18 protein-coding genes are annotated in these 19,917 nt (G+C 69.9%); all 18 read right to left on the bottom strand.

The window, feature by feature from the left end:
- Window positions 1–135: 135 nt before the first annotated feature.
- On the bottom strand, window positions 136–957 hold the full coding sequence (locus ACWCPF_RS30805) for a F0F1 ATP synthase subunit delta (protein WP_451048368.1): 822 nt from the start codon (window positions 955–957) through the stop codon (window positions 136–138).
- On the bottom strand, window positions 954–1,502 hold the full coding sequence (locus ACWCPF_RS30800) for a F0F1 ATP synthase subunit B (protein WP_451048424.1): 549 nt from the start codon (window positions 1,500–1,502) through the stop codon (window positions 954–956). The genes ACWCPF_RS30805 and ACWCPF_RS30800 overlap by 4 nt, the downstream gene beginning before the upstream one ends.
- Before the next feature lie 46 nt (window positions 1,503–1,548).
- The gene (locus tag ACWCPF_RS30795) at window positions 1,549–1,794 is read right to left on the bottom strand and encodes an ATP synthase subunit c family protein (RefSeq protein WP_020131181.1); all 246 of its coding nucleotides are present in this window, start codon (window positions 1,792–1,794) and stop codon (window positions 1,549–1,551) included.
- Window positions 1,795–1,884: 90 nt separating this feature from the next.
- Window positions 1,885–2,694: a F0F1 ATP synthase subunit A gene (atpB, locus tag ACWCPF_RS30790; protein WP_451048367.1), complete on the bottom strand. Its 810-nt coding sequence runs from the start codon at window positions 2,692–2,694 to the stop codon at window positions 1,885–1,887.
- Window positions 2,695–2,916: 222 nt separating this feature from the next.
- Window positions 2,917–3,330, bottom strand: coding sequence for a hypothetical protein (locus tag ACWCPF_RS30785; RefSeq protein WP_451048366.1), 414 nt, complete (start codon window positions 3,328–3,330; stop codon window positions 2,917–2,919).
- A 311-nt stretch (window positions 3,331–3,641) separates the two neighbouring features.
- The gene (locus ACWCPF_RS30780) at window positions 3,642–4,406 is read right to left on the bottom strand and encodes a thioesterase II family protein (protein ID WP_451048365.1); all 765 of its coding nucleotides are present in this window, start codon (window positions 4,404–4,406) and stop codon (window positions 3,642–3,644) included.
- 197 nt (window positions 4,407–4,603) lie between these two features.
- On the bottom strand, window positions 4,604–5,956 hold the full coding sequence (locus tag ACWCPF_RS30775; RefSeq protein WP_451048364.1) for an MraY family glycosyltransferase: 1,353 nt from the start codon (window positions 5,954–5,956) through the stop codon (window positions 4,604–4,606).
- Between the two features lie 209 nt (window positions 5,957–6,165).
- Entirely contained in the window at window positions 6,166–7,428 is a 1,263-nt protein-coding gene (locus tag ACWCPF_RS30770) for a serine hydroxymethyltransferase (protein ID WP_451048363.1), read from the bottom strand.
- 190 nt (window positions 7,429–7,618) lie between these two features.
- Window positions 7,619–8,296 (bottom strand): arsenate reductase/protein-tyrosine-phosphatase family protein, encoded by a 678-nt coding sequence (locus ACWCPF_RS30765; RefSeq protein WP_451048362.1) that lies wholly within the window; start codon window positions 8,294–8,296, stop codon window positions 7,619–7,621.
- Window positions 8,293–8,940: an L-threonylcarbamoyladenylate synthase gene (locus ACWCPF_RS30760; protein WP_451048361.1), complete on the bottom strand. Its 648-nt coding sequence runs from the start codon at window positions 8,938–8,940 to the stop codon at window positions 8,293–8,295. Before ACWCPF_RS30760 ends, ACWCPF_RS30765 begins: the two co-directional genes overlap by 4 nt.
- 53 nt (window positions 8,941–8,993) lie before the next feature.
- Window positions 8,994–9,839, bottom strand: a complete 846-nt coding sequence (gene prmC / locus ACWCPF_RS30755; protein WP_451048360.1) for a peptide chain release factor N(5)-glutamine methyltransferase — start codon at window positions 9,837–9,839, stop codon at window positions 8,994–8,996.
- Between the two features lie 36 nt (window positions 9,840–9,875).
- Entirely contained in the window at window positions 9,876–10,952 is a 1,077-nt protein-coding gene (prfA, locus tag ACWCPF_RS30750; protein ID WP_451048359.1) for a peptide chain release factor 1, read from the bottom strand.
- 105 nt (window positions 10,953–11,057) lie between these two features.
- Window positions 11,058–11,282 (bottom strand): 50S ribosomal protein L31, encoded by a 225-nt coding sequence (gene rpmE, locus ACWCPF_RS30745; protein WP_351903514.1) that lies wholly within the window; start codon window positions 11,280–11,282, stop codon window positions 11,058–11,060.
- A 161-nt stretch (window positions 11,283–11,443) separates the two neighbouring features.
- Complete coding sequence (locus ACWCPF_RS30740) at window positions 11,444–12,583, bottom strand: LCP family protein (protein ID WP_451048358.1); 1,140 nt, start codon at window positions 12,581–12,583, stop codon at window positions 11,444–11,446.
- Window positions 12,584–12,752: 169 nt separating this feature from the next.
- Window positions 12,753–14,501, bottom strand: a complete 1,749-nt coding sequence (locus tag ACWCPF_RS30735; protein WP_451048357.1) for a trypsin-like serine protease — start codon at window positions 14,499–14,501, stop codon at window positions 12,753–12,755.
- Window positions 14,502–14,684: 183 nt separating this feature from the next.
- Window positions 14,685–16,748, bottom strand: a complete 2,064-nt coding sequence (rho, locus tag ACWCPF_RS30730; protein WP_451048356.1) for a transcription termination factor Rho — start codon at window positions 16,746–16,748, stop codon at window positions 14,685–14,687.
- A gap of 406 nt (window positions 16,749–17,154) precedes the next feature.
- The gene (gene thrB / locus ACWCPF_RS30725) at window positions 17,155–18,096 is read right to left on the bottom strand and encodes a homoserine kinase (protein WP_451048355.1); all 942 of its coding nucleotides are present in this window, start codon (window positions 18,094–18,096) and stop codon (window positions 17,155–17,157) included.
- A gap of 761 nt (window positions 18,097–18,857) precedes the next feature.
- Window positions 18,858–19,916 (bottom strand): threonine synthase, encoded by a 1,059-nt coding sequence (gene thrC, locus ACWCPF_RS30720; RefSeq protein ID WP_451048354.1) that lies wholly within the window; start codon window positions 19,914–19,916, stop codon window positions 18,858–18,860.
- Window position 19,917 lies beyond the last annotated feature (1 nt).

The following is a 19,917-nucleotide window of genomic DNA, read 5'->3' as shown; positions in this document are numbered from 1 at the left end:
GGGTTCCCTGCTCTCCTTGTTGGGCCCGAAGTTTCACTTTGGGGGGATGGGGACTCCCCCCTGAAAGAGGTGAATCCTCTGCACGGCCCAACCAGGGCCGCCATCAGTTCGTACTGCGGTCTTGAGTTGCTGCTGCTAGCTCGCCATGCGGCGGGCGGCGTCCTCGATGCGGTCCGCGAGGGAGCCGTTGATCACCTCGTCGCCGACCTGCACCCGGATCCCGCCGAGGACCGCGGGGTCCACGTCGAGGTTGAGGTGCATCGGGCGGCCGTAGAGCTTTGCGAGGGCGGCGCCGAGGCGCTGCTTCTGCGGGTCGCTCAGCGGTACCGCCGAGGTGACGACGGCGACCATGCGGTCCCGGCGCTCAGCGGCGAGCTTGGACAGGGCTTCGAGGCCCGCTTCCAGGCTACGTCCACGGGGCGCGGTCACGAGGCGCGTCACCAGTCGCTCGGTGGCCGCGTCGGCCCGGCCGCCGAGCAGGCTGTGCAGCAGCTCGCTCTTGGCCGAGGCGGTGGCCTTCCGGTCGGTCAGTGCTGCGCGCAGCCCGGTGTCCGAGGCGACGATCCGTCCGAAGCGGAACAGTTCGTCCTCGACGTTGTCGAGCTTGCCCGCCTTCTGCGCGGCGGTGAGGTCGGCGATGTTCGCCAGCTCCTCCAGCACGTCCACCAGGTCGCGGGACTGCGACCAGCGGGAGCGCACCGTGCCGGCGACCAGGTCGGCAGCGCTGCCGCCCACCTGGCTGCCGAGCAGGCGCTGGACCAGCTCGGCCTTGGCGTCGCCGGCCTGCGACGGGTCGGTGAGGACCCGACGCAGGGAGACCTCGCGGTGGAGCAGGGCGGTGACCGCCGCCAGCTCGCCGGCCAGCCGTGCCGCGTCCACGGACGTGGAGTCCGTCAGCGCGTCGAGACGCTCACGGGCTGCTGCGAATGCCTCGCGGCTCGCTCCGTGTGCGGTCATCGAGACGCCTCGGCCTTCTCCTCGAGCTCGTCGAGGAAGCGGTCGATGACGCGGCTCTGGCGGGCGTGGTCCTCGAGGGACTCGCCGACCAGCTTGCCGGCCAGTTCGGTGGCGAGCTTGCCGACGTCCTGGCGCAGCGCGGACGCTGCGGCCTTGCGGTCGGCCTCGATCTGGTGGTGCCCGGCGGCGACGATCTCCTCGCGCTGGCGCTGGCCTTCCGCGCGCATCTCGGTGATGAGCGTGGCGCCCTGCTCCTGCGCTTCCTGGCGCAGCCGCGCGGCCTCGTGACGGGCCTCGGCCAGCTGGGCCTTGTACTGCTCCAGAACGCTCTGCGCCTCGGTCCGAGCAATCTCGGCCTGTTCGATCCCGCCCTCGATGGCGTCGCGGCGCTCTTCCAGAACCTTGTTGATGTTCGGAAGGAGCTTCTTGCCCAGGACGAAGAACACGATCGCGAACGCGATCAGACCGATGACGAGCTCGGGGATCTCCGGGATCAGAGGATTCTGGGCCTCCTCCTCAGCCGCGATTTGCAGCAAGGGCGAGATCACATCAGTTCCTTCCGTGGAATTCTCTCGTCGGCGTTAAACCGGATCAGGACGTCGGGTAGACGAAGCCCATGACCAGGCCGATCAGGGCGAGCGCCTCACAGAGCACGAAGCCGAGGATCTGGTTCTGGCGGATCAGACCGGCGGCTTCGGGCTGGCGGGCGAGCGCCTGCGTGCCGTTACCGAAGATGATGCCAACGCCGACGCCGGGGCCGATGGCCGCGAGACCGTAGCCGATGGCAGCGAGGTTGCCCTTGATTTCGACCGCGGCGAGGGTGTCGAGAGCGGACATGCCGTAACTTCCTTCTCTTTACACAGGCCGGTGGGGGTTGGCCACCGGAAGTTCAGGGGATGTTGATCAGGTGCGTGGTGGTGCTGGTGCTCAGTGGTGCTCGGCGAGCGCGCCCTGGATGTAGCTGCAGGACAGGAGGATGAAGACGTAGGCCTGAAGGGCCTGGATGAACAGCTCGAAGACCGTCATCACGAGGACCATCAGGAACGAGACCGCCGAGTAGGCGATGCCGATGCCGTTGAGCAGGTACCAGGTCCCGATGGTGAAGATCAGGATCAGGACGTGCCCGGCGAACATGTTCGCGAAGAGTCGGACGGCGTGCGTGAAGGGCCGGATGAACACGTTCGACAGGAACTCGAAGAACATGACCATCGGGAACACGGGGCCGAGCGACGGGTCGTAGCCCGTGATGTTCTTCCAGCCGCCGATGAACCCGTGGCGCTTGAACGTCACGCTCATCCACACGATGTAGACGAGGCCGGCGAGACCGACCGGGAACGCGATGACCGCGGTGGCCGGGAACTGGGCGAGCGGAACGATCGACCAGAGGTTCATGATCCAGACGAAGAAGAACAGCGAGACCATCAGCGGGACGTACTTCTCGCCCTCCCGCTTGCCGATCGTCTCGTACACGACCCCGCGGCGCACGAAGTCGTAGCCGGCCTCGCCCACCATCTGGAGCTTGCCGGGGATCAGCTTCGGCTTGTTGAAGGCGGCCCAGAAGAATCCGATGACGATGACGGTGGAGACCAGCGACAGCAGCATCGGCTTGTTGAATTCGATGCCGCCCACGGTGAACAGCGGCTCGAACAAGAACGAGTGCAGGCCGGGGGTCGGGAAACCGCACCCGTCGAAAATATGACAGTCGGTCTCGAAGGCGAGCGTTTGGGCGTTACTCACCGCGAGCTCCTTCAGCGTGGCGCATGGGTACGGCAACCTCGATGTGTCGGCGCGGCCTGCGACCGCGGGACGGCACTGGACTGGACTTACGGATACGGGGGCGGCGACTGGGCTCCGAGCCGTGAGGCGTCACAGGCACGGCTGCCGCCCGCGTCAGCTCTGCCGCAGTTGTGGCGAGACCATAGCAAAAGAGCGGAAGGCCCTTTACCCCGGCCCTACAGGTCACGACGTCGTCCGGGCGGAGTCCGGCTCGACGTAGAGGATCTTGGCCTTCATGTGCGAGCGCACCTGCGCGGCCATCCACACGAGGGTGGCTGCGAGCAGGGTGAAGGCGAAGGCTTTCGGGTCGAAGGCCGAGGTCCCCTTGAAGGCGATCAGCAGGATCATCAGGAACAGGATCTGCGTGGTGTAGAGCAACAGCCCCATCGACTGGAACAGGTGGGGAAGTTGGCGCGCGGTGCGCAGCAGCACCATCAGTCCGCCGCCCATGAAGAGCAGGACGAGAGCCGCGCCGAAGACGGCGCCGAGCGCTCCTTTGCCACCGGAGACGGCGGCACTGACCGCGACTCCCGCCGCACCCGCGAGCGCGGTGGGCAGGGCACAGTGCACGAGCGTTCGTACGTCGTTGGACTGCATGGCGGCAACTCCGCATTCAAGGGGGGCAGGGTGTCGTCATGGACGAGCGTAGTCCCGGCCCGAGGGGCGAGAGACCTCGCGCCGCCTCGCTCCAATGAACCGTCGTAGTGCGGTCCGTCGGCTCTCTCCGGGGGTTCTCGTGAACCGTATCACAAACTATTTGATGAGGTCTTTACCTAGTGGGTGTGCGGGCTGTCACACATGAGAGTGACAGTGCGCGTCTGCGCGAGAACCGGGGGAGGTTGTCTGGTAATGGGCGAGTTTGCCCGCCCGCCGTTCTCCCACGACTTGGCAATGCTCTAGTCAGATTCTTACCTTGTCGGTGGGAGAGCGGAGGTCACGCGGGCGATCGCCTCGATGACCCGGGGCGCCTGTTCGTTGAGGTAGAAATGCCCGCCGGGATGGCTCCGCAACTCGAACCCGCCGCTCGTGTGGTCCGCCCAGGCCGCCGCCTCGTCGCGGCTGACCCGTGGATCGTCCACCCCGAAATGCGCCTGGATCGGCGCCGCGAGCCGCGCTCCGTCGGTGTGGCGGTACGTTTCGGCGGCCTTGTAGTCGCTGCGAATGGCCGGGAGCACCATCCGCAGGATCTCCTCGTTCGCGAGCACCGCGGACTGCGTCCCGCTCAACGCCCTGATCTCGGCGATGATCTCGTCGTCGCTGCGCAGATGCACGGTCTCGACGCGGTGCCGGGACGGAGCGCGCCGGCCCGAGACGAACAGCGCCAGGGGCACGACGCCGGCCTTCTCCAGCCGCACGCCCACCTCGAAGGCGAGACTGGCCCCCATGCTGTGCCCGAAGAGCACCAGCGGCCGGTCGGCCAGCGGCAGCAGCACGGCCGTCACGGCGTCGGCCAACTCGGCGATGTTGTCGATGCACGGCTCACGGTGACGGTCCTGCCGTCCGGGGTACTGGACGGCGAGAACGTCGACGCCCGGGGCGAGCGCCTTGGAGACCGGAAAGAAGTACGAGGCGGATCCACCGGCGTGCGGGAGGCAGACCAGCCTGGTCGCCGCGGTCGGCGCCGGGTGGAACTGACGGACCCACAGGTTCTCGTCGACGCGGTCGGCACTCACAGAAGAACCCCTCATGCTGCAGGTGACCACCGGACGATATCGCCGAAGCCCGGCCGGCGTGAAGATCGGCTGCGGTTCGGCAGCGCCCCTAAAGGGGCGCGGGGCGCTGACATATGCGGCTCCGCCGCGCGGGCGCGACAAGCCACAACGGCGCCGCAGCAAAACAACGACACATCGCGGCACCTCCAGCGGAGCGCTTACGCGCGCTCGCGCTCCTGCGTGCGCAGTCGGGCGGTCCGCTCCGACAGGGCCGTGCTGCCGTGCAGGGTGCGCGGAGCGCCCGGCTCGCGCGCCGGGACCGTCTCCGAGACGCGCTCGGCCGGGGCCGTCGACACGGCGGCCGCGGCGGGGGCGGACACCAGGGCCTCGTCCGGGGTGGCCGTCGGGCGGCGGTAGCGTGGCGGGACGAACGCCTCGGCCCAGCGCGGCGCACGCGGCGTGAAACGCGGCAGCAGAAGCAGCAGCAGCCCGATCGCGCTGAGGATCACGACACCGAGGACGATCCACATCGAGGCCGCGTTGACGGAGTAGGCGAGCGCGCCGAAGCCGATCAGCGCCGACCAGAAGTACATGATCAGCACCGCACGGCTGTGCGAGTGGCCGATCTCCAGCAGCCGGTGGTGCAGATGCCCGCGGTCCGCCGCGAACGGCGACTGGCCGCGCCAGGTGCGGCGCACGATCGCCAGGACCAGGTCGGCCGCCGGGATCGCGATGATCGTCAGCGGCATCACCAGCGGGATGTAGACCGGCACCATCTGGTGGACGGCGTTGCGCTCGGACCCGGAGAACAGCTTCATGACGTCGGGGTCGACCTGCCCCGTGATGGAGATCGCGCCCGCGGCCAGCACCAGGCCGATCAGCATCGAGCCCGAGTCGCCCATGAAGATCCGGGCGGGATGCATGTTGTGCGGCAGGAAGCCCAGGCACATGCCCATCAGGATCGCCGCGAACAGCGTCGCCGGGGCGGCGGCCTCGATGCCGTACGAGTACCAGATGCGGTAGGCGTACATGAAGAACGCGGCCGACGCGATGCACACCATGCCCGCGGCGAGGCCGTCCAGGCCGTCCACGAAGTTGACGGCGTTGATGGTGATGACGACCAGCGCCACCGTCAGCAGGGTGCCCTGCCACTGGGTCAGCGCGACCGTGCCGACCAGCGGGATGGGCAGCCACAGGATCGTCAGACCCTGCATGACCATGACGCCGGCGGCGATCATCTGGCCGCCCAGCTTGATCAGCGCGTCGATCTCGAACTTGTCGTCCAGGACGCCGATCAGCCAGATCAGCGCCGCCCCGGAAAGCAGGGCGCGCGGCTCGTTCGACTTCTCGAAGACCTCGTTGAGGTTGGTGAGATGGTCGGCGACCAGCAGTCCGGCGCACAGGCCGAAGAACATCGCGATCCCGCCGAGCCGCGGAGTCGGTTCCCGGTGCACGTCACGGGCCCTGATCTCCGGCATCGCTCCGGCCACGATCGCGAACTTACGTACCGGCCCTGTCAGCAGATACGTCACCGCGGCCGTGATGCAGAGCGTCAGCAGGTATTCACGCACGGGCTTCCCCACAGGTCTCGCTGGCCATCTCAGTCCCACACCCTAGCGATCGACTCCTACTCAGCGCATATGTCTCGCATATGTGTGAGGACTTCCGGGTAGTGACGATGGTTTCACGTGAGGCTGTGCGGAGCGGCGCGAGGGGGGTACGCGCCGGGGCGCGTACGGGGTACGCCTGCCCCGGTTCGGACCGGACAGGGCGGGAATGGTCACGCCGGACAGGGCGGGAACGCCAGGGTCAGCTCACGCACTTCCTCGCGGGCCTTCTTGCCCTCGATCTCCTCCCGCAGCACCCCCGCGAGCAGCGCCGCGATCCGCCTCATCTCCTCCTCCCGCATGCCCTGGGTGGTGACCGCGGCGGTGCCCAGGCGCAGGCCACGGGTGTGTGCGGCCGTGACGTATACGGCTCCGCCGTGTGGCAGGGCGCAGCAGTCCAGCACCATCCCGGCGGCCGCGAGCAGCCCGCGCGCGGTGCGCCCGTCCACGCCTAGGGGCGCCGGGTCGGCGGTGATGAGATGGGTGTCGGTGCCGCCGGTCGTGACGACCAGCCCCGCCGCCTCCAGAGCGGCCGCCAGAACCCTCGCATTGGCGACCACCTGATGGGCGTACACGCCGAACGCCGGCGTCGCCGCCTCGCCGAACGCGACGGCCTTCGCGGCGATGGTGTGCATCTGCGCGCCGCCCTGGGTGAACGGGAAGACGGCCCGGTCCACCCGTTCGGCGAGGTCGGCGCCGCAGAGGATCATCCCGCCGCGCGGCCCGCGCAGCACCTTGTGCGTCGTGGCGCAGACGATGTCGGCGTACGGCACCGGGCTGGGCGCCGCTCCCCCGGCGACGAGCCCGATGGGGTGGGCGGCGTCGGCGATGAGATAGGCGCCGACCTCGTCGGCGACCTCCCGGAAGAAGGCGTGGTCGAAGTGGCGGGGGTAGGCGATGGACCCGCACACGATCGCCTTGGGCTGGTGGCTGCGGGCCAGGGCGCGGACCTGCTCGTGGTCGACGAGCCCGGTCTCGGCGTCCACCCCGTAGGGGACGAAGTCGAACCAGCGCCCGGAGAAGTTCGCCGGCGAGCCGTGGGTGAGATGGCCCCCGTAGGGGAGCCCCAGCGCGAGGACGGTGTCGCCGGGCCGCAGCAGGGCGGCGTAGGCGGCCAGCACCGCCGAGGAGCCCGAGTGGGACTGCACATTGGCGTGCTCGGCGCCGAACAGCGCCTTGGCGCGGTCCACGGCGATGCGCTCGGCGACGTCGACGATCTCGCAGCCGCCGTGGTGTCTGGCCCCCGGATACCCCTCCGCGTACTTGTTGGCGAGCGGCGAGCCCAGTGCGGCCAGCACGGCGGGCGAGGTGAAGTTCTCGGCGGCGATCAGCTGGAGCGTGGTGGCCTGCCGCTCCCGTTCCCCGAGCAGGATCTCGGCCAGCTCGGGGTCCTGCCGGCGCAGGACATCGGCCTCGGGGACATGGGTGACCGACATGATGCGCTCCGGGCGTCGACGATGACGTACGTCCAATGTAGGCCCGGCACGGAAGCGGCGCTCCGCTGAGCGCTGCGCTGGTAGTGCCGCGATGTGACGTCGTTCGGCTGCGGCGCCGTCGTGGCTGGTCGCGCCCGCGCGGCGGAGCCGCACATGTCAGCGCCGCGCGCCTCTTTGGGGCGCTGCCGCGTCACATGCGCGCGGGCACACCCGTAAGGGCCGTGACCACCGGGTCCAGGGCCTCGTGTATCTCGTCGCCGATCGAGCGGAAGAAGGGGAGGGGCGCGCCGTAGGGGTCGTAGACCTCGTCCGCCTCCAGGGTGGGGGCCAGGAGCCACCCGCGGAGCGCCGCCGCGGCGCGGACCAGGGCGCGGGCGCGCATGACCACGCCCTCGTCGAGCGGCGGGAGCGTGGTGGTGTCGATGGCGTTCACCAGGCGGGTGAACTCCTTCAGGGTGAAGGTGCGCAGGCCCGCCGAGTGGCCCATGGAGATGACCTGGGCGCGGTGGTCACGGGTCGCCGTCAGGACCAGGTCGGCCATGATGACGTGCTCGTCGAGGAGCTCGCGGCCGATGAAGCCGGTCGCGTCCGCGCCGAAGTCGGCCAGCACGGTCTCCGCGTTGGCCTCCATCGGCGCGCCCTCGTGGCCCCAGGTGCCCGCGCTCTCCACGATCAGCCCGCCGCCCAGCAGGCCGAGCCGCTGGGACACGAAATGCCGGGTCAGCCGCTCGGTGATGGGCGAGCGGCAGACGTTTCCGGTGCTGACGTGGAGGATGCGGAAGGTGTCGCGCGGAAACCCGAACGTCGTGGTCTGTTCCGCGGCACGTTCCCCGTTGCCTATGCCACGCCCCGCGTCAGGGGCTGTCAATTCGCCACCTCGAGGTCGGGTACGACCTTCCGCAGCTCGTCGACGGTGATCGCGCCCTCACGCAGCAGCAGCGGCACCTCTCGGCTGACGTCGACGATCGAGGAGGGGACGTTGCCGGGGGTCGGGCCGCCGTCGAGGTAGACGGAGACGGAGTCGCCGAGCATCTCCTGCGCGTAGTCGCAGTTCTCCGGCGCGGGGTGGCCGGTCAGGTTGGCGGAGGAGACCGCCATCGGGCCGACCTCCGTCAGCAGCTCGATGGCGACCGGGTGCAGGGGCATGCGCACGGCGACCGTGCCCCGGGTGTCCCCCAGGTCCCACTGCAGGGACGGCTGGTGCTTGGCGACGAGCGTCAGCGCGCCCGGCCAGAAGGCGTCGACCAGCTCCCAGGCCAGCTCGGAGAAGTCCGTGACGAGGCCGTGCAGGGTGTTCGGGGAGCCGATGAGGACCGGAGTGGGCATGTTGCGGCCCCGCCCCTTGGCCGCGAGGAGGTCGACGACGGCGTCCGAGGAGAACGCGTCGGCGCCGATCCCGTACACCGTGTCGGTCGGCAGGACCACGAGCTCGCCACGGCGGACGGCGGACGCGGCCTCGCGCAGACCGGTCACTCGGTCGGTCGCGTCGTTGGTGTCGTATCGCCGAGCCATTTAGCGGGCCTCCTCGTACACGTACTGCTGCGGGTCACCAGTGTGGGGCGCGCTCACGGCATCGCCCGGCGGGCGGTGGCGAAGCGCGGACGGTTGTTGAGGTCGGGGTGGTCGGCCGCGTCGGCCCACCCCCGTTCCTCGGTGAAGATCCACGGCACCTGGCCGCCCTGGGTGTCGGCGTGCTCGATGACGACGACACCGCCCGGACGGAGGAGCCGGTGCGCGGTGCGTTCGATGCCCCGGATCAGGTCGAGGCCGTCCTCGCCGGAGAACAGGGCGAGTTCGGGGTCGTAGTCCCGTGCCTCGGGAGCGACGTACTCCCATTCGGTGAGCGGGATGTACGGGGGGTTGGAGACGACCAGGTCGACCTGGCCGTCGAGGTCGCGGAAGGCGTCCAGGGCGTCGCCCTGACGCAGGTCGACCCTGGACCCCTGCATGTTCTTGCGCGTCCAGCGCAGGGCGTCCTCGGACAGCTCCACGGCGTGCACGGCGGAGCGCGGGACCTCCTGGGCGAGGGCGAGCGCGATGGCGCCGCTGCCGGTGCACAGGTCGACGATCCGCGGCTCGACGACGTCCATGGCGCGTACGGCGTCTATGGCCCAGCCCACGACGGACTCGGTCTCGGGGCGCGGCACGAAGACCCCGGGGCCGACCTGGAGCTCCAGATACCGGAAGAAGGCCCGCCCGGTGATGTGCTGCAGCGGCTCGCGCTGCTCGCGCCGGGCGATGGTCTCCCAGTAGCGGGCGTCGAAGTCGGAGTCCTTGACGGAGTGGAGCTCACCGCGCTTCACGGCGTGCACGAACGCGGCGAGCTCCTCCGCGTCGTTGCGCGGCGAGGGCACGCCGGCGTCGGCCAGCCGCTGGGTGGCCTGGGCCACCTCTGCGAGCAGCAGGTTCACGCAAGTCCTCCGTGTCGTACTGGTGCGTGCGTTGCCTTACGCGGCCGCGAGCTTGGCGGCCGAGTCCGCGTCGACGCAGGCCTGGATCACCGCGTCGAGGTCGCCGTCCAGGACCTGGTCCAGGTTGTACGACTTGAAGCCCACGCGGTGGTCCGAGATGCGGTTCTCCGGGAAGTTGTACGTGCGGATCTTCTCGGAGCGGTCGACGGTGCGGACCTGGCTGCGACGGGCGTCCGCGGCCTCCCGCTCCGCTTCCTCCTGCGCCGCTGCGAGCAGCCTGGAGCGCAGGATACGCATCGCCTGCTCCTTGTTCTGCAGCTGGCTCTTCTCGTTCTGGCAGGAGGCGACGACTCCGGTGGGAATGTGCGTGATGCGCACCGCGGAGTCGGTGGTGTTGACGGACTGGCCGCCGGGGCCGGAGGACCGGTACACGTCGATGCGCAGATCGTTGGCGTTGATCTCGACGTCGACCTCCTCGGCCTCGGGCGTGACGAGCACGCCGGCGGCGGAGGTGTGGATCCGCCCCTGCGACTCGGTCGCGGGCACCCGCTGCACCCGGTGCACGCCGCCCTCGTACTTCAGCCGCGCCCAGACGCCCTGTCCGGGCTCGGTGGCGCCCTGGCCGCCCTTGGTCTTCACCGCGACCTGGACGTCCTTGTAGCCGCCCAGCTCGGACTCGGTGGCGTCGATGATCTCGGTCTTCCACCCCACGCGCTCGGCGTAGCGCAGGTACATCCGCAGCAGATCGCCGGCGAACAGCGCCGACTCGTCGCCGCCCGCGCCGGCCTTGACCTCGAGGATGACGTCCTTGTCGTCGTTGGGGTCCCGCGGGACGAGCAGCAGGCGCAGCTTCTCGGTGAGTTCCTCGCGCTGCTTCTCCAGCTCCTTGACCTCGGCCACGAAGTCGGGGTCGTCGGCGGCGAACTCGCGCGCGGTCTCGATGTCGTCGCCGGTCTGCTTCCAGGAGCGGTAGGTGCCGACGATGGGGGTCAGCTCGGCGTAACGCTTGTTCAGTTTGCGCGCGTTGGCCTGGTCGGCGAAGACCGACGGATCGGCCAGCTTCGTCTCCAGGTCGGCGTGCTCACCGAGCAACTCCTCGACGGCCTCGAACATGGTGGGCTCCTAGACGTGCGTGGGGGAAGGCGGGCGACCAAAAACGCCGGTCCCGGCGTGCCCCCGGGGCGGGGACACGACCGTGGACCGGCGAAAAGGGGCTCGCTACTTCTTGGAGCCGGCGGAAGCCTTGCCGAAGCGGGCCTCGAAGCGGGCCACACGGCCACCGGTGTCGAGGATCTTCTGCTTGCCCGTGTAGAACGGGTGGCACTCGGAGCAGACGTCGGCGCGGATGGAACCGCTCTCGATCGTGCTGCGGGTGGTGAACGACGCGCCACAGGTGCAGCTGACCTGCGTCTCGACGTACTCGGGGTGGATGTCGCGCTTCAAGGTGTCTCCTAGTTTCGGGAGGGCGCCGGGTCGCTGTCGCGGGACACGACCAGCGTGAACCGGGGCCGACGTACCAGTCTGCCAGGACTGGCCGCATCCCCCAAAACCGGGGGTTGCCCCGATCTATTCCCCGCGGGCCTGCGGGGGCCTGTCGCGCACCCCTACGACGCCGTCACGACCCCTGCCGCCTCGCCCTTCGCATTGCCCTCGACGGCCGCCTTCGGGATCGGCCGGTCGTTCTTCAGCGCCGTCCAGACCTGCTGCGCCTTCGCCTCGGCGACGAGGACCCGGTTGGGGTTGGCCGGGTCGTACACGACCGGCATCGTCACCATGTTCATGTTCGCCGCGCTGATGCCCTTGAGGCCGTTGGCGAAGGACATCAGGGAGTTCAGCGAGCCGAGGTCGGAGTCGGTCGTGACGGCCTTGGTCGCGGTGTCGGCGAGGTTGTACAGCTTCGTGCCACCGGTGAACAGGCCGACGTGCTTGACCTGCTCGACGAGGGCCTTGATGAAGGCCTGCTGGAGCTGGATGCGGCCGAGGTCCGAGCCGTCGCCGACGCCGTGCCGGGTGCGGACCAGGCCGAGCGCCTGCTCGCCGGTGAGCGTGTGGGTGCCCGCCTTGAGCTTCAGATGGCTGTCGGGGTCGTCGATGGCCTTGGTCGTGGTGACCTCGACCCCGCCGAGTTCGTCGACGAGCTTCTCGAAGCCGGCGAAGTCGACCTCGAGGTAGTGGTCCATCCGGACGCCGCTGATCGACTCGACCGTCTTCACCGCGCAGGCGGCGCCGCCCGTGGAGTACGCCGAGTTGAACATGACGTCGGACGCGGCGTCGTGGCTGACGCCCTGCGTGTCCGTGCAGACGGGGCGGTCGACGAGGGTGTCGCGCGGGATGGAGACCACGCTGGCCTGCTTGTGGCCCTCGTACACGTGGATGATCATCGCGGTGTCGGAGCGGGCGCTGCCGTCGTCGGCGCCGCCGCCTAGCTTCTTGTTGGCGCCGGAGCGGGTGTCCGAGCCGAGGACGAGGATGTTCTCGGAGCCGTTGTCGACCTTGACGGGCCGGTTGGTGCCCAGCGCGTGGTCGATGTCGACGCTCTCGATGTTCCCGTTGAGCTTGAAGTACAGGTAGCCCACACCGGTGCCGCCCAGTACGAGGATGCCCGCGGCGGTCCACGCGGCGATCAGCAGCCCCTTGCGCCTGCCTCGCTGCTTGCGATGGCGCGGCCCGTTGCTGCCGGCCGCGCCGCTCGTCGTTCCGGCCTCACCCGGTATGCCGGGCTCCGGCGTGCTGTCGGCGGACATGTGCTCCTCTGTTCTCGTGCATCCTCACCATCGTCGCTCCGCCGGGTCAGACGGGGAAACTCGGGACAGGGTTGCACAAACGCCCCGTGCCCGATCCGCTGCGGACCGAACACGGGGCGTTTCGCAAGTGGGCGGGGAGCACACCGCTCACCTGCGTCTTCGGCCTGACTCAGCCGAGAATGTCGTACTGCTTGAACGACGTGCCGAGGGACAGCGCTGCGGAAAAGATCACATTTGTGGCGCCGCCGTTGCCCCGGTACAGGACCAGCTTGCCGGCGGGCGTGCGGGCCAGCAGGTCGGCCTTTCCGTCGCCGTTGACGTCGCCGACCGTGGCGAACGCGTTGTACGTGCTGTTGCTCCAGGTCGCCACCTTGAGACCGGGCGCGAAGGCGCCCGTGCCGGTGACGCCGCGACCCCGGTACAGGTAGACCGCGCCGCTGGTCTTGTTGCGGGCGAGCAGGTCGGCCCGGCCGTCGTTGTTGAGGTCGCCGTGGCCGCGCACGAAGTTGAAGCTGTTCCAGCCCGTGCCGGCCTTCGAGACGGCGCCGAAGCTGCCGTTGCCCTTGCCCGGGTAGATCCACAGCGCGCCGGCGGCGTCGACGGAGACCAGGTCGGGCAGGTAGTCGCCGGTGACGTCACCGGGGGCGACGATCGCCAGGCGGGTCTTCCAGTTGTCGCCGATGAGCTTGTTCGCCCAGGTTCCGCTGGCGGGCACGAAGTGCTTCCAGAAGACGTCCCCGTCGGACGTGCGGCGCACGATCAGGTCCTGGTAGCCGTCACGGTCCAGGTCGGCCTGCACGATGAGGTTGTAGCCGCTCCAGTTGCCCCAGGACAGCCGCGCGGCCAGCGAGGTGCCCTTGGAGTCCAGCTCGTAGCCGGTCTGGCTGCTGGAGTTGCGCACGAACAGGTCCGCGTTGTGGTCACCGCTGAGGTTGGTGTCGTCGATGCGCGGATAGACCGTGCCGACGTACGAGGTGACCTTGCTGAAGACGCTGTACGCGCCGCTCGCGACGCAGTCCGTCACGCCCCAGGAGACGACGCCCACGAGCCGGCCGCCGTAGACCAGCGGACCGCCGGAGTCGCCGTTGCATGCGGAGGTGGTGCCCTCGTCGCTGCCGGTGGCGGGGGTGCCCGCACACACCATGTGGCCCTTGACGAAGTCGGCGCTGTAGTAGTTCGAGCAGGTGCTGTCCGACTGGATCGGCAGCGTGGCCGTCTTCAGCGTGTCGGAGATGTCCTGGCTGGTGGAGCTGGTGCGGCCCCAGCCGTAGACGGTGGCCTTGTTGCCCGCCACGTACGACCCGGTGTTGGCCGCCGGGATCATCGGGATGGGCGTGGCCTTGATCGGGTTCGGCAGGGTCAGCACGGCGATGTCGTTGTCCAGCGACGACGCGCTGTACGACCAGTGGTTCCACTGGAGCCACACGCCGCTGACGGTGCCACCGTGCACATCGCCCTCGGACGGCAGCTGCGACGTGCCGGTGACGATCGCGCCGTTGGCCTTCCAGTCGTAGCCCTTGACGCAGTGCGCGGCGGTGAGGATCTTCGTCGGCGACACGACCGCGCCGCCGCAGAAGAAGCCGATGTCGTCGTTGGTGTTGTCGGGGGTGCCGCGATCGTCCCCGTACCAGAGCTGCGCCATCCAGGGCGCCTTGGCGATCGTGGTGGTCGTACCGCCGATGATCTTCGGGTCGATCGTGGTGGCGGCCGTGCTCGCGCTCAGGGACGCCTTCGACGTCTTGCCCGCGATGTCGTCACCGGCCACGGCGATGTCGAGCCGCTTCTGCAGCTCCTTCGCCGACGGCGCGCTGGCCTTGGGCGTCGGCGGCGCCTCGGCCGCCTGCGCCGACGAGGTCAGCAGCGCACCGGCCACCGCGGCGGCGAGGCCGGCCGCGGCGACCGGCAGAACAATCCGCATCCGACGTCTGTGACGCCGTCCCCCGGACGTGGGTGTACCCACTCAAGTCCCCCCTCGGGATCTGAAGTTGGTGGTCGAAAATATGACCGAAGGCGAGATAGTACCCCGTCGAGAAACAGCGGAAAGGGCCGCCTCCCGAGAACGGGGGGCGACCCTTCCTTTCCAGCCTTTTGCGGACCGATGTCAGTCGTTGTTGCCCGACGTCGGCGTCGTCTTCTGGATCTGCATCAGGAACTCGATGTTCGACTTCGTCTGCTTCATCTTGTCCAGGAGCAGTTCGATCGCCTGCTGCTGGTCGAGCGCGTGCAGCACCCGGCGCAGCTTCCAGGTGACCGCCAGCTCCTCGTTGCCGAGCAGGATCTCTTCCTTACGGGTGCCGGACGCGTCGACGTCCACCGCCGGGAAGATGCGCTTGTCGGCAAGCTTGCGGTCGAGCTTGAGCTCCATGTTGCCGGTGCCCTTGAACTCCTCGAAGATCACCTCGTCCATGCGGGACCCGGTGTCGACCAGCGCGGTCGCGAGGATGGTCAGCGAGCCGCCGTCCTCGATGTTGCGGGCCGCACCGAAGAAGCGCTTCGGCGGGTAGAGGGCCGTCGAGTCGACACCACCGGACAGGATGCGGCCGGAGGCCGGGGCGGCGAGGTTGTACGCACGGCCCAGACGGGTGATCGAGTCGAGCAGCACGACCACGTCGTGGCCCAGCTCCACCAGCCGCTTGGCGCGCTCGATGGCGAGCTCGGCGACCGTGGTGTGGTCCTCGGCGGGGCGGTCGAAGGTCGAGGAGATGACCTCGCCCTTCACCGACCGCTGCATGTCGGTGACCTCTTCCGGACGCTCGTCGACCAGGACGACCATCAGGTGGCACTCGGGGTTGTTGTGCGTGATCGCGTTGGCGATCGCCTGCATGATCATGGTCTTGCCGGTCTTCGGCGGGGCCACGATCAGACCGCGCTGGCCCTTGCCGATCGGCGACACGAGGTCGATGATCCGCGTGGTCAGCACGCCCGGGTCCGTCTCCAGCCGGAGGCGGTCCTGCGGGTAGAGCGGGGTCAGCTTGTTGAACTCCGGGCGGCCACGGCCGTGTTCGGGCGCCATGCCGTTGACGGAGTCGAGGCGGACCAGCGCGTTGAACTTCTCGCGCCGCTCGCCTTCCTTGGGCTGCCGGACCGCACCGGTGACGTGGTCGCCCTTGCGCAGGCCGTTCTTGCGGACCTGGGCGAGGGAGACGTACACGTCGTTGGGGCCCGGCAGGTAGCCCGACGTACGGATGAAGGCGTAGTTGTCGAGGATGTCCAGGATGCCCGCGACGGGGATCAGGACGTCGTCGTCCGTCAGCTGCGGCTCGGCCGTGCCGATCTCGTCACGCCCACGACGGCCACGGCGGTCGCGGTAACGGCCGCGCCGGCCACGCCGGCCGCCCTCGAAGTCGTCGTCGTCCTGCGGCCCGTTGTCGCGCTGCTGACGGTCCTGACGCTCCTGGCGGTCCTGACGGCCACCGCTCTGCTGCGAGCCCTGCTGCTGGCCGCCGCGCTGCGGCTGGCCGCCCTGCTGGTCCTCGCTCTTGCGGCGGTCGCCACGCTCACCGCGGTCGGTGCGCTCGGTGCGCTCGCCACGGTCGCGGCCACGCTCACGGCGGTCGCGGCGGCGGCCCTCGCCACCGTCGGCGTCGCCCTGCGGCTGCGCGGGGGCCTCGGTCTGCACCGCGGCGGGCGTCTCGGCCTTCGGGGCGCTCTTCGCCTCGGCGACGACCGTCTCGGGGCTGCCCGCCTCGGCGGTGGCGCGGCGGCGACGGCGCTCGGTGGGGGCGTCGTTCCCGCCGGCCGGCTGGCCGGGGATCTCGATCTGCTGCTGGGCCGTGGCCTTCTCGGCGGGGGCCTCGGCCGGAGCGGCGGCTTCCGCCTTCTTCTCGGCGGCTTCGCCCGTACGGCTCTTCGAGGTGGCGCGGCGCTTGGGCTTGGTCTCGGCGACCTCCCCGGCGGGGGCGGCGGCCGCCTTGGGGGCCGCGGAGCCCCCTCCCGCCTGCGCCTCCTTGATGACCTCGATCAGCTGGCTCTTGCGCATACGCGCCGTGCCCTTGATGCCGAGGCCCGATGCGACCTGCTGCAGCTCGGCCAGCACCATGCCCTCGAGGCCGGTACCGCGGCGCCGCCTGGAGCCGGCACCGCTGGCAGGCGCGGAGGCGTCCGTGGCGGGCGCGGCAGCTGTCTCCTCGACACGTGCGCCCATCAGATCGGTGGTGTCGCTCACGAAGGGTCCTTCCCTGGAGCGGACGTCGGCCTGTCTGGCTCGGCGACCGGTTGTGCTGTCCGACTTCGGTCCTTGCTGAGGCGAAGCCGGGGCGGTTGTCCGCCGGAGCGGCGGAAGAGTTTTCTGGTGATGGCGCTTCCTCGACGAGCCGTGACACCCAGTGTCACGTGGCGTGGTCGCACCGATTCCGGAGCGTGCCCCGCGGACCGCTCAGCGCCGTTGCACGGCGTACTGCCCAGGTACGACATGCGGAACGCAGTGCGGCTTGGGGAGCTCCCGGAAGAATGTCTGTCCCTGACGGGGACACGAAGCACCTCGCCATGGTGGGGTCGGGTGCAGACTTGAGGTTAACACTACCGGATCCAACAAACATTCCCCCTCTCGAAATCCGGCAACCGTGTGCTTGTTAAATGTCGCCGGAGGGTGCACCGGAGGGTGCGAGAGGCAGCACGCACGCCCCCTGCACGTCCATGGCCAGGCGGTTCGCGGCCCAGTCCGCACCGGCCGAGGCCTCGACCTTGTCGGCCGTGGCCGCGTCGGCCAGCGCCATCACGGTGGGTCCCGCGCCGGAGATCACCGCGGGAATGCCGTCGGCGCGCAGCCGTTCCACGAGCGCCGCGCTCTCCGGCATCGCCGGTGCGCGGTACTCCTGGTGCAGCCGGTCCTCGGTGGCGGGCAGCAGCAGTTCGGGGCGCCGGGTGAGGGCCTCGACGAGTAGTGCGGCCCGGCCCGCGTTGGCCGCGGCGTCGACGTGCGGGACGGAGCGCGGGAGCAGTCCGCGCGCGGTCTCGGTGAGAACCGGCTTCCCGGGCACGAAAACCACCGGAACGATGGAATCGGCAGGGTCCATCCTGATCGCCCGCGCGGCGCCCGACTCCATCCAGGACAGGGTGAACCCGCCCAGCAGACAGGCCGCGACGTTGTCCGGGTGCCCCTCGATCTCGGTGGCGAGTTCCAGCAGCGCGGCGTCGTCGAGCTTGCTCTCGCCGCCTATGGTCACCGCGCGCGCGGCGACGATGCCGGCGCAGATCGCGGCGGAGGAGGAACCGAGGCCCCGGCCGTGCGGGATGCGGTTGGCGCAGACGATCTCGAGCCCGCGCGGCTGGCCGCCCAGGACGTCGAACGCGGTGCGCAGGGAACGGACGAGAAGATGCTTCTCGTCACGCGGCAGCGTCTGACTGCCCTCCCCCGCGATGTCGATGTGCAGCCCGGAGTCGGCCACCCGGACGACGACGTCGTCGTAGAGCCCCAGCGCGAGGCCGAAGGCGTCGAAGCCCGGGCCGAGGTTGGCGCTGGTGGCGGGGACGCGCACCCGGACGGGGGCGGCTCGGAAGGCGGGACCGGCCATCTCGCGATGACTCTCCTTGAGCTGCGGGAGTGTCGAATGACATTCGATGCGTATGGGAGAACCCTGGAACCGCGACGGCGACTGGCGACGGCCACTGGCTGGCGGCGACGCGACTCTGCGGCATATGCGGCGGGCGGGTTCAGTACAGCCTATCGAAGGAAGGTTCCGCGGCGACATAGGGCGCACAGGAGGCGCACGATGCGTGTCGCAAGCCCCCCGTGCACCCCCACTACGCAAAGCCCCCGGCGGGTCGCCTTCCCAAACCGGAAGCCCACCCGTCGGGGACTCAATCACGCGTCGACGGTCACGCGCAGGCGGTCACGCTTCGGCCGTCATGCGTGGCCCGTCATGCGTGGGCCGTCATGCGTGGGCCGTCATGCGTGGCCCGTCATGCGTGGGCCGCTGACGCGTCGACGGTCACGCGTCGGCCGTCGTGCGTTGGTCGCTGACGCGTCGGCGGTCGCGTGTCGGCCGCTGTGGTGTCGGCGTCACGCGTCGGTTGCCCGGGCGCCGGTCGTCGTGCGTCGGCCGCTGCGGCGTCGGCGGTCGCGCGTCGGCCGCCCGGGCGTCGGTCGTCATGCGTCGGCTGCCCGGGCGTCCGTCGTCATGCGTCGGCCGTCATGCCTCGGCCGCTGAGGCGACGGCGTCACGCGTCCGCTGCCCGGGCGTCGGACGTCATGCGTCGGCTGGTCGGGCGTCCGTCGCCCAGGCGGAGCCGAGACGCGTCCGTCGCCCAGGCGGAGCCGAGACGCGTCCGTCGCTCAGGCGAGGCCGAGGCGCTGGGCTGCCGTGGCCGCGTCGACCGGGACGGTGACCGGCTGCGGGGCGCCGGCGACGGCCCAGTCGGGGTCCTTCAGACCGTTGCCGGTGACCGTGCAGACGATCCGCTGCCCCGGGTCGACCTTGCCCTGCTCGGCGGCCTTCAGCAGACCGGCCACGGACGCGGCGGACGCGGGCTCCACGAAGACGCCCTCCTGAGCGGCCAACAGCCGGTAGGCGCGCAGGATCTCACGGTCCGTCACCTCGTCGATGAAGCCGCCGGACTCCTCCTGCGCCGCCAGCGCGAACTTCCAGGAGGCGGGGTTGCCGATGCGGATCGCGGTGGCGATGGTCGACGGGTCCTTGACGATCTCGCCGCGCACGATCGGGGCGCTGCCGGACGCCTGGAAGCCCCACATCCGGGGCGTCTGCGCGGCGATGCCGTCGGCGGCGTACTCCCGGTAGCCCTTCCAGTACGCGGTGATGTTGCCCGCGTTGCCGACCGGCAGGACATGGATGTCGGGGGCGTTCCCGAGCATGTCCACGATCTCGAAAGCGGCCGTCTTCTGGCCCTCTATGCGCACCGGGTTGACCGAATTGACCAGCGCCACCGGGTAGTTGTCGCTGAGCTCGCGGGCGAGCGTGAGGCAGTCGTCGAAGTTGCCGTCGACCTGGAGGATCTTCGCGCCGTGGACGAGCGCCTGCCCCATCTTGCCGAGCGCGATCTTGCCGCGTGGCACGAGGACGGCCGAGACCATGCCGGCGCGCACCGCGTAGGCGGCGGCGGAGGCAGACGTGTTGCCCGTAGAGGCACAGATGACGGCCTGCGCCCCTTCCTCCTTGGCCCGCGTGATCGCCATGGTCATGCCGCGGTCCTTGAAGGACCCGGTGGGATTCGCGCCCTCCACCTTGAGGTGGACCTCGCAGCCCGTGCGCTCGGAGAGCACCTGCGCGGGCACGAGGGGCGTGCCGCCCTCACGGAGCGTCACGACGGGCGTGCTGTCGGATACCGGCAGCCGGTCCCGGTACTCCTCGATGATTCCGCGCCACTGGTGGGTCATT

The organism is Streptomyces sp. NPDC001858 (genome assembly GCF_053594615.1).
The sequence above is the reverse complement of the archived record's forward strand: the minus strand, read 5'-3'. Positions and strand labels throughout refer to the sequence as shown.